The organism is Sphingobium sp. HDIP04 (assembly GCF_000445085.1).
Classification (GTDB): domain Bacteria; phylum Pseudomonadota; class Alphaproteobacteria; order Sphingomonadales; family Sphingomonadaceae; genus Sphingobium; species Sphingobium indicum.
The window spans coordinates 1-9,140 of the sequence record NZ_ATDO01000090.1 but is presented as its reverse complement, the minus strand read 5'-3'; the positions used below and the strand labels follow the sequence as shown (position 1 = coordinate 9,140).

The 9,140-nt window shown below is 66.7% G+C and carries 7 protein-coding genes; all 7 read left to right on the top strand.

The window, feature by feature from the left end; translation table 11 throughout:
* Window positions 1–715: HlyD family secretion protein (locus tag L286_RS37060; protein ID WP_021223544.1), on the top strand; the 715-nt coding region annotated here is incomplete at its 5' end.
* A 12-nt stretch (window positions 716–727) separates the two neighbouring features.
* Window positions 728–2,257, top strand: coding sequence for a DHA2 family efflux MFS transporter permease subunit (locus L286_RS37055; RefSeq protein ID WP_021223543.1), 1,530 nt, complete (start codon window positions 728–730; stop codon window positions 2,255–2,257).
* A gap of 205 nt (window positions 2,258–2,462) precedes the next feature.
* Window positions 2,463–3,041 (top strand): ANTAR domain-containing response regulator, encoded by a 579-nt coding sequence (locus L286_RS37050; RefSeq protein WP_007687592.1) that lies wholly within the window; start codon window positions 2,463–2,465, stop codon window positions 3,039–3,041.
* Window positions 3,042–3,046: 5 nt separating this feature from the next.
* Complete coding sequence (locus L286_RS37045; RefSeq protein ID WP_031293347.1) at window positions 3,047–4,249, top strand: ABC transporter substrate-binding protein; 1,203 nt, start codon at window positions 3,047–3,049, stop codon at window positions 4,247–4,249.
* Window positions 4,250–4,668: 419 nt separating this feature from the next.
* Window positions 4,669–5,931 carry a nitrate/nitrite transporter gene (locus L286_RS37040; protein ID WP_021223541.1) on the top strand — a complete coding sequence of 421 codons (1,263 nt, stop codon included), beginning with the start codon at window positions 4,669–4,671 and terminating at the stop codon, window positions 5,929–5,931.
* 292 nt (window positions 5,932–6,223) lie between these two features.
* Window positions 6,224–8,755 carry a nitrite reductase large subunit NirB gene (gene nirB / locus L286_RS37035; RefSeq protein ID WP_021223540.1) on the top strand — a complete coding sequence of 844 codons (2,532 nt, stop codon included), beginning with the start codon at window positions 6,224–6,226 and terminating at the stop codon, window positions 8,753–8,755.
* A 5-nt stretch (window positions 8,756–8,760) separates the two neighbouring features.
* Complete coding sequence (gene nirD / locus L286_RS37030; protein WP_007687600.1) at window positions 8,761–9,096, top strand: nitrite reductase small subunit NirD; 336 nt, start codon at window positions 8,761–8,763, stop codon at window positions 9,094–9,096.
* The last annotated feature ends 44 nt before the right edge of the window (window positions 9,097–9,140 follow it).

Here is a 9,140-nt window from a genome sequence, read left to right as displayed (position 1 = left end):
CCAGCTCGCGACGGCGCAGGCCGATTTCGAAAAGGCGCGCATCGACCTGCGGCGGCGCGAGGCGCTGGCCCCCAACGGCGCCGTCTCCGGTGAGGAACTGACCAGCGCGCGCAAGGCCTATGCCGCGGCGCAGGCGGCGCTCGACCTGGCGAAGGCCGGGGTGGCGACGGCTGAAGCGACGCGGGGCGCGGCCAGCGGGCAGCTTGCCGCCAATGACGCGCTGGTGCGCGGGTCCACCATCGACACCGACCCCGCCGTGCTGGCCGCCAAGGCGAAGCTGGAAAATGCCCGGCTCGACCTCGACCGCTCCGTCATCCGCGCCCCGATCGACGGCGTCGTGACCCGGCGGTCGGTGCAGGTCGGCCAGCGCGTCGCGCAGGGCAGCCCGATCATGACCATCGTGCCGCTCGCCAGGGTCTATGTCGACGCCAATTTCAAGGAACGCCAGCTCCGCCGGGTCAAGATCGGCATGCCGGCGACGGTCACGTCGGACCTTTACGGCGGCGGCGTCGTCTATCATGGCAAAGTGGTCGGCTTTTCCGGCGGCACGGGCGCGTCGATGGCGCTGATCCCCGCACAGAACGCCACCGGCAACTGGATCAAGGTGGTGCAGCGCCTGCCCGTGCGCATCGCGCTCGACCCGCGCGAACTGGCCGAGCATCCGTTGCGCATCGGGCTTTCCATGGAAGCCGAAATCGACCTTTCCGGCGAATAAGGAAGCCCGCCGGTGAGCCGCCCGACCGAGACGTTCACGCTCCTGTCGCCCCGTCATCGCCTGCTGGCGGGGATGACGCTGGCGCTCAGCAATTTCATGGTCGTGCTCGACCTGACCATCGCCAACGTCTCGGTGCCGCACATCGCGGGCAATCTGGGCATTTCGCCCGATCAGGGCACCTGGATCATCACCAGCTACGCCGTGGCGGAGGCGATCTGCGTGCCGCTGACCGGATGGCTGGCGCAGCGTTTCGGCGCGGTCAGGCTGTTCACCATGAGCATGCTGGGCTTTGGCCTTTTCTCGCTGCTGTGCGGCCTGTCCATGACGCTGGGCATGATCGTCGCCTGCCGCATCGGCCAGGGCCTTTGCGGAGGGCCGCTGATGCCGATGTCGCAGACCCTGCTGATGCGCATCTTCCCCCCGCAGCAGCGCGGGCGCGTGATGGGGCTGTGGGCGATGACGACCATGCTGGGCCCGGCCCTGGGCCCGATCGTCGGGGGATATATCAGCGACAATTGGAGCTGGCACTGGATCTTCTTCATCAACCTGCCCATCGCCGCCCTGTGCATCTTTTCCGCGCTGACGCTGCTGCGCCCGGTGGAAACCGAGCGGGTGAAGCTGCCCATCGACTATATCGGCCTCGCCCTGCTGGTCTTCTGGATCGGCTCCCTCCAGATCATGCTGGACATCGGGCGGGACCATGACTGGTTCGGCGATCCGGTGATCGTCGCGCTGGCGCTGATGGCGGGGATCGGCTTCTGCATCTTCCTGATCTGGGAACTGACCGAGGAACATCCGATCGTCGACCTGCGCGTGTTCCGCCACATCGGCTTCACATCGGGCGTGTTCACCCTGGCGCTGTGCTTCGGCGCCTATTTCGCGGGCATCGTGATCATTCCCCAATGGTTGCAGATCTCGATGGGCTATACCGCCACCTGGGCAGGCCTGGCGGCATCCTTCGTCGGCATGTCCGCCATGGTCATCGCGCCGATCGTCGGCCGCGTCGTCGGAAAGCTGGACGTGCGCCTGATGATTTCCAGCGGCGTGCTCTGGATCGGCGCCGTGACGCTGTGGCGGGCGCACTGGACGACCGACGCGGATTTCTGGACGGTCGCGCTGCCGCAACTCGTCCAGGGTTTCGGCATGCCGCTGTTCATGATCCCGCTGACGACGCTGACCCTGGGATCTGTCCGGCCGGAGGAAACCGCCTCTGCCGCTGGCATGCAGAATTTCCTGCGCACGCTCGCCATCGCCATTTCCACCTCCATCGTGCTGACCGGCTGGGGCGACGGGCAGCGCGTGTCGCGCAACGAGATGGTCGGCACGCTCCATCCGGACGCGACCCTGGCCGACCTGACGAGCCGCGGCTTCACGCAGGAACAGGCGCGGCAGATGGTGGCGAACCTGGTCGACGCGCAGGCGATGGTGGTGTCGATGAACCACGTCTTCTTCATCGCCGCGCTGGTCATGTTCGCGGCGGCCGCCCTGGTGTGGCTGGCGCCGCGCCCCATGGCGAAGGTCGATACGTCCTCGGCGCACTGAACGGAGGGCGGAGGGCAGGGACGGCCCCCTGTCCCCGGAAGCGGCGTGATCGGGCTTTGCGATCAGCGACTTGTCCATGGCGGCATCCTCCGCCGGAGGGGCGGGAACAGGGCGGCGCGCCGCCGTCGGCGTCTCCCCTCTGCCGCGCCCGATTGACGCGGCGCGACATCGCGGTCACTGAGTGGCAAAAAAGGCTTGGGGTCTCATGCGAATCGTCATCATCGACGACAGCGGCCTGCGCGCGACCGTCCTGGAGGAAGGGCTGCGCGAAGCGGGCTATGACGATATTCACATCGTCCCCCCGCGCGGCGGCTTCGTCGCGCGGCTGGAGCGCATGGCGCCCGACGTGGTGCTGATGGACCTGGGCAGCCCCAGCCGCGACACGCTGGAGGAGATGCTGACGGTCAGCCGCGCCCTGGCCCGGCCCATCGCCATGTTCGTGGACCAGTCGGACGAAAGCATGATCGGCGCGGCCATCGACGCAGGCGTCTCCGCCTATGTCGTGGACGGGCTGCGCAAGGAACGGGTGAAGCCGGTGCTGGAACTGGCGGTGCGCCGCTTCAACGCCTTCGCCCGGCTCCAGAGCGAGTTGGACGAGGCGCGCACGGCGCTGTCCGACCGCAAGATCATCGACCGCGCCAAATCCATCCTGATGAGCCAGCGCGGCCTTGGCGAGCCGGAGGCCTATGCGCTGCTGCGGTCGAGCGCGATGAATCAAGGGAAGAAGATCGTGGACGTCGCCCAGGCCCTCATCACGGCCAGCGACCTGTTGGGAGGGATGTGATGGTGATGACGACCGACCTGCGCATCGCCTTCCTGCCGCTGACCGATGCCGCCGTGCTGGCCGTGGCGCGGGAAAGGGGCTTCGCGGAGGAGGAGGGGCTGCATCTCGACCTCGTCCGCACGACCAGTTGGGCGACGTTGCGCGACCGGCTGGTGTTCGGCCAGGTGCAGGCGGCGCATATGCTGGCGCCGCTGGCCGTCGCGGTGACGCTGGGATTGAGCCAGCAGGCCGCGCCGCTTTCCGCCCCGTACAAGCTCAACGTCAACGGCAACATGCTGGTGATGGCGAGCGAATTCGCCCAGGCGCTGGACCCGGACGTGGCGGCGCGGCTGGACGATCCGCTGGGCACCGCGCACGACTTCGCGACCGCCATTGGCCTGTGGAAACGCAAGCCGGTGATCGGCGTCGTCCATCGCTATTCCAGCCACGCCGTCATGCTGCGCTACTGGCTGGCGAGCGCGGGGGTGGACCCGGATCGCGACGTCATCCTGCGCGTGCTGCCGCCCTCGCTGACGGTGGAGGCGGTCCGCGCCGGGGAGATCGACGGCTTCATCGCGGGCGAACCCTGGGGCAGCGCGGCGGTGGACGCGGGCCTGGCGGAGGGGGTCGCCATTGGCGAGCGCATCTGGCGGCGCGGGGTTGAAAAGGTGCTGGCCTTCCGCACCCCCTGGCTGGAGGAGAATCCCGACAGCGTCGACCGGCTGCTGCGGGCGTTGGTAAGGGCGGGCGCCTGGTGCGACGATCCGGACCATCATGAGGCGCTGGCGCATCTCCTGTCGCAGCCGCATTATGTGGACCAGCCCGCCGACCTGATCCTGCGCGCCCTGTCGGGCAGGATCGTCCCGCGGGTGGACATGGCGCCGCTCTCCATGCCCGATTTCATGCTCTTCTCGCGGGAGGCGACGCCCTTTCCGTGGCGCAGCCAGGCGCTGTGGATCTATTCGCAGCTCGTCCGCTGGAAGATGGTGGACCATAGCGCGGAAAACGCCGCCAAGGCCGCCTCAGTCTTCCGCCCCGACATCTTCCGCCGGGCGCTGGCCGACAGCGACGTGGCGATGCCGGGGGCCAGCATGAAGGTGGAAGGGGCGGTGGCGTCCCCGCTGGCGGTCGGATCGAAGCGGGGCGAACTGACGCTGGGACCGGACAGTTTCTTCGACGGGCGGGTGTTCGATCCGGAACGGATAGAGGATTTCCTGGCGAGCTTTTAAGGGTGGGGCGCGGACATATCCTATTCCTCCCCATCGAGAGATGGGGAGGGGGACCGCGCGAAGCGTGGTGGAGGGGAAGATACGCAGGTCACGCCATTTCCCCTCCACCATGCTTCGCATGGTCCCCCTCCCCATGCTTCGCATAGGGAGGATTTAGTGGCAGCTATTGGCCATTTTCCGACCTGCGGCGTAACTCCCCTCTGCTTCCCGAAATTTTGTGCCTTGCAACATAGATCGAATCGCGAGATAATATCGGAGTCGCGCGACGAAGCGCGTTTTTCCGGGATGAGCCCTTCCCAAGGTCGGGACCGCGCTCTCCCTCCGATTTCACAGCAAAGCCGCTGGCCGGATTTCGCGAGAAGCGAGGTCCGGAGGCGGCTTTTTTCATGTCCATTTCACAAAGATTGAGGGACGTCATCATGGCAACAGCTTATTGGGATCGCCCCGATGAAGAGGGCGAAGGGCCGGAAGGCCTCGGACGGACCGGCCAGACCAGTTTCTGGAAGGCCGGGCACACGCCCACTCTTGTCGCCGCCTTCCTCTATTTCGACCTAGCTTTCATGGTGTGGGTGCTGCTGGGGCCGCTGGCGCCCTCCATCTCCAAGACGCTGGGCCTGACTCCGGCGGAAAAGGGCCTGATGGTCGCCGTTCCCACGCTGGCGGGCGCCGTGCTGCGTGTCGTCAACGGCCTGCTGGTCGACCGGATCGGCTGCAAGCAGGCGGGCGCGATCAGCCAGGCGATCGTCATCCTTGGCCTCTTCACCGCCTGGTCCATGGGCGTCGACAGCTTCGCGGGCACGTTGGCGCTGGGCGTCATCCTGGGCTTTGCGGGGGCCAGCTTCGCGATCGCGCTGCCGCTCGCCAGCCGCTGGTATCCCGCCGAACATCAGGGCAAGGCCATGGGCCTCGCCGGCATGGGCAATTCGGGCACGGTGCTGGCGTCGCTGTTCGCGCCGATGCTGGCCAAGCTGTTCGGCTGGAACGCGGTGCTGGGCCTGGCCTGCATTCCGCTGACCATCGTCTTCATCCTGTACATGATCATGGCGAAGAACGCGCCGGACGCGCCCGCGCCCAAGAAGCTGGTCGATTATTTCCACCCGCTGAAAAGCGCCGACGCCTGGTGGCTGATGGGCTTTTATTCGGTGACCTTCGGCGGCTTCGTGGGGCTTGCCGCCTCGCTGCCCATCTATTTCACCGACCAGTTCGGCCTGACCCCGGTGGTCGCGGGCTATTGCACGGCGGGCTGCGTCTTCGCCGGGTCGCTGGTGCGCCCGATGGGCGGGGCGCTGGCGGACCGGATCGGCGGCGTCAAGGCGCTGATGATGGTCTATGTCGCCGCCGCCCTGGCCCTGGCGGGCGTCGCCTATGCACCGACGCTGTTTTCCGCCCTTGGCCTGTTCGTCGCGGCGATGCTGGCGCTGGGCGTCGGCAACGGCGCGGTCTTCCAACTCGTGCCCCAGCGGTTCCAGGCGGAAATCGGCGTCATGACCGGCCTGGTCGGCATGGCGGGCGGCATTGGCGGCTTCTATCTCGCCTCGTCGCTGGGCATCGCCAAGCAGTTCACCGGCAGCTTCGCGCCCGGCTTCCTGATCTTCGCGGGCCTGGCGCTGGTCGCGTTTCTCGGCATCTCGCTGGTCCGCGCCCGCTGGCGCGCCACCTGGACCAGCGCGGCGCGCATCTGATCGGTCAAGGAGAGGGAGGCGGCGGCCCGCGCAGGCCGCCGCCCTTTTCGCGCCTGCGATAGGGCGCATGGTCGGCGAAACGAAAATACATCGTTCTGCGAGGAATCGCTTGACGCGAATCGCCAAAAGCCTATGCTGCAATGCAAAGGACAGGGTTGTCCTTCTTCCATAGCCGCGATGGTCCAGGGACGGACGATCAAGGCGCTTATGATGGCAAGGCCGCCATCCAGACCCTCCGGTTTCAAAGACCGAGGGTCCGGATGGCGGCCTTTTTCTTTTCTGGAGTCGAGGGATGGATTTTCAGAACAACGGACCGGAAACGGCCAGCGAAGAACAACGCTTCGCGCCGTCCCAAGATGTTCGGGAACATCTGGTGGTCGTGGGCAACGGCATGGCCGGCTGCCGCGCCGTCGAGGAACTGCTGGCGCGGGACAAGGACCGCTATCGCGTCACCATCTTCGGCGCGGAACCCTATGTGAACTATAACCGCATCATGCTCTCCCCGGTCCTGGCCGGGGAAAAGAGCTTCGACGACATCATCATCAACGGCCGCGACTGGTACAAAGACAATGGTATCGAACTGATCGCGGGCGACCCCGTGACGGCCATCGACCGCGCAGCCAAGACCGTCACGAGCCAATCGGGTCGCACCGTCGGCTATGACAAGCTGCTGATCGCGACGGGTTCCGATCCCTTCATCATCCCGGTTCCGGGGAAGGATCTGCCCGGCGTGATCAGCTTCCGCGACATGAAGGATGTCGACACCATGCTGGCCGCCGCCGAAGCCGGCAAGGCTTTGGGGGGCGGCCACGCAGTCGTGATCGGCGGCGGCCTGCTGGGGCTGGAGGCCGCGCATGGCCTCACCCTGCGCGGCATGAAGGTCACGGTCATCCACCTCATGGACACGCTGATGGAGCGGCAGCTCGACGAGGCGGCGGGCTGGCTGTTGAAGTCGGCGCTGGAAGGGCGCGGCCAGACCATCCTGACCGGCGCCAACACCGAAGCCATCTATGGCGACGGCAAGGTCGAGGGCGTCCGCCTGAAGGACGGCCGCGAAATCCCGGCCAGCCTTGTCGTCATGGCGGTCGGCATCCGCCCCTCGACCGCTCTCGCCCGCGAAGCCGGGTTGGAGGTCAATCGCGGCATCAAGGTCGACGATCATATGGTGACCAGCGACCCGGACGTGCTGGCGGTCGGTGAATGCGTCGAGCATGACGGCAATGTCTATGGCCTGGTCGCGCCGCTGTGGGACATGTGCCGCAGCCTGGCGGACGGGCTGACCGACCGGCATAGCGGCTACAGGGGGTCGGTCACCTCCACCAAGCTCAAGGTCGCGGGTCTGGACGTCTTCTCCGCCGGCGATTTTTCGGGCGGCGAGGGGTGCGAGGACATCGTCCTGCGCGACGCCTCCCGCGGCGTCTACAAGCGCGTCGTCGTCAAGGACGACAGGATCGTGGGCGCCGTGCTCTATGGCGACACGGCGGATGGCGGCTGGTATTTCGACCTGCTGAAGCGCGAGGAGGATGTCAGCGAAATCCGCGACCTGCTGATCTTCGGCCAGGCTTTCGCCTCCGGAGGGGGCGCGCTGGACCCTAAGGCGGCCGTTGCGGCGCTCTCGGACGATGCCGAGATTTGCGGCTGCAACGGCGTAGCCAAGGGCCAGGTCGTCGCCTGCATCGAAAAGGGCGCGTGCAGCCTGGACGCGGTGCGCGCCACCTGCAAGGCGTCGGCAAGCTGCGGAAGCTGCACCGGCCTTGTCGAAAACCTGCTGAGCGTCGTGCTGGGCGAGGACGTCCAGTCCGGCCCCAAGACCCTATGCAAATGCACCAGCTTCACCCATGACGATGTCCGTCGGGAGATCGTGGCGCAGAATATGCGCTCCATCCCGGAGGTGATGCAGTTGCTGCACTGGTCGACGCCGGACGGTTGCTCCTCCTGCCGCCCCGCGCTCAACTATTATCTGCTCTGCGCGCTGCCCGGCGAATATCAGGACGACCAGCAGAGCCGCTTCGTCAATGAGCGCATGCACGCCAACATCCAGAAGGACGGCACCTATTCGGTGGTGCCGCGCATGTGGGGCGGCCTCACCAACCCGCGCGAACTGCGCGCCATCGCCGATGTGGTCGAGAAATATAACGCCCCGATGGTGAAGGTGACGGGCGGCCAGCGCCTCGACATCTTCGGCATCAGGAAGGAAGACCTGCCCGCCGTCTGGGCGGACCTCAACGCTGCGGGCATGGTGTCGGGCCATGCCTATGGCAAGTCGCTGCGCACGGTGAAGACTTGCGTCGGGTCCGAATGGTGCCGCTTCGGCACGCAGGATTCGACCGGCCTCGGCGTCAAGATAGAGCGGATGACCTGGGGATCGTGGATGCCCCACAAGTTCAAGATCGCGGCGTCGGGCTGCCCCCGCAACTGCGCGGAAGCGACGATCAAGGATTTCGGCGTGGTCTGCGTGGATTCGGGCTATGAACTGCATGTCGGCGGCAATGGCGGCATCCATGTCCGCGCCACCGACCTGCTGTGCAAGGTCTCGACCGAGCAGGAGGCGCTGGATTATTGCGCCGCCTTCATCCAGCTCTACCGCGAGGAAGCCCGCTATCTGGAGCGCACCGCGCCCTGGATCGAGCGCGTCGGCGTCGATTATGTGAAGCGGCGGATCGTCGAGGACGAAGCGGGCCGCGAGGCGCTGCGCAGCCGCTTCCTCTATTCGCAGAGCTTCTCCCAGGAAGACCCCTGGGCGCAGCGCGCGGCCGGTGCGGACAGCGAACTGCACCAGCACCTCGAACCCCCAATGCCCTTTGGCGCCATCGCCGCGGAGTGAACCACATGACCGACTGGATCGACATCGGAACGCTGGCCGACATTCCCCAGCGCGGCGCCCGCACGGTGCGGATTGCCGGACAGAAGGAAATCGCCGTCTTCCGCACCGGCGACGACCATGTCTTCGCGCTGGTCAACGAATGCCCGCACAAGAAAGGCCCGCTGAGCCAGGGCATCGTCCACGGCCACAGCGTCGCCTGCCCGCTGCACAACTGGAACATCGCGCTCAAGACGGGTGAAGCGCAGGGCAATGACGAGGGCTGCACCCCGACCGTCGCGGTCAAGCAGGAGGGCGGCCGCATCCTCATCGCCCGCCCGGCCTCGCTCAAGGCGGCTGCATGAACGCACGCCTCCTTTCTCCCCTCCCTTTCAAGGGAGGGGCCGGG

What these genes read in the sequence shown, in the direction of transcription:
- L286_RS37040 (WP_021223541.1), top strand. Translation starts at nt 4,669, where the DNA reads ATGGCAACAGCTTATTGGGATCGCCCCGATGAAGAGGGCGAAGGGCCG.
- nirB (WP_021223540.1), top strand. Translation starts at nt 6,224, where the DNA reads ATGGATTTTCAGAACAACGGACCGGAAACGGCCAGCGAAGAACAACGC.
- nirD (WP_007687600.1), top strand. Translation starts at nt 8,761, where the DNA reads ATGACCGACTGGATCGACATCGGAACGCTGGCCGACATTCCCCAGCGC.
- L286_RS37045 (WP_031293347.1), top strand. Translation starts at nt 3,047, where the DNA reads ATGACGACCGACCTGCGCATCGCCTTCCTGCCGCTGACCGATGCCGCC.
- L286_RS37050 (WP_007687592.1), top strand. Translation starts at nt 2,463, where the DNA reads ATGCGAATCGTCATCATCGACGACAGCGGCCTGCGCGCGACCGTCCTG.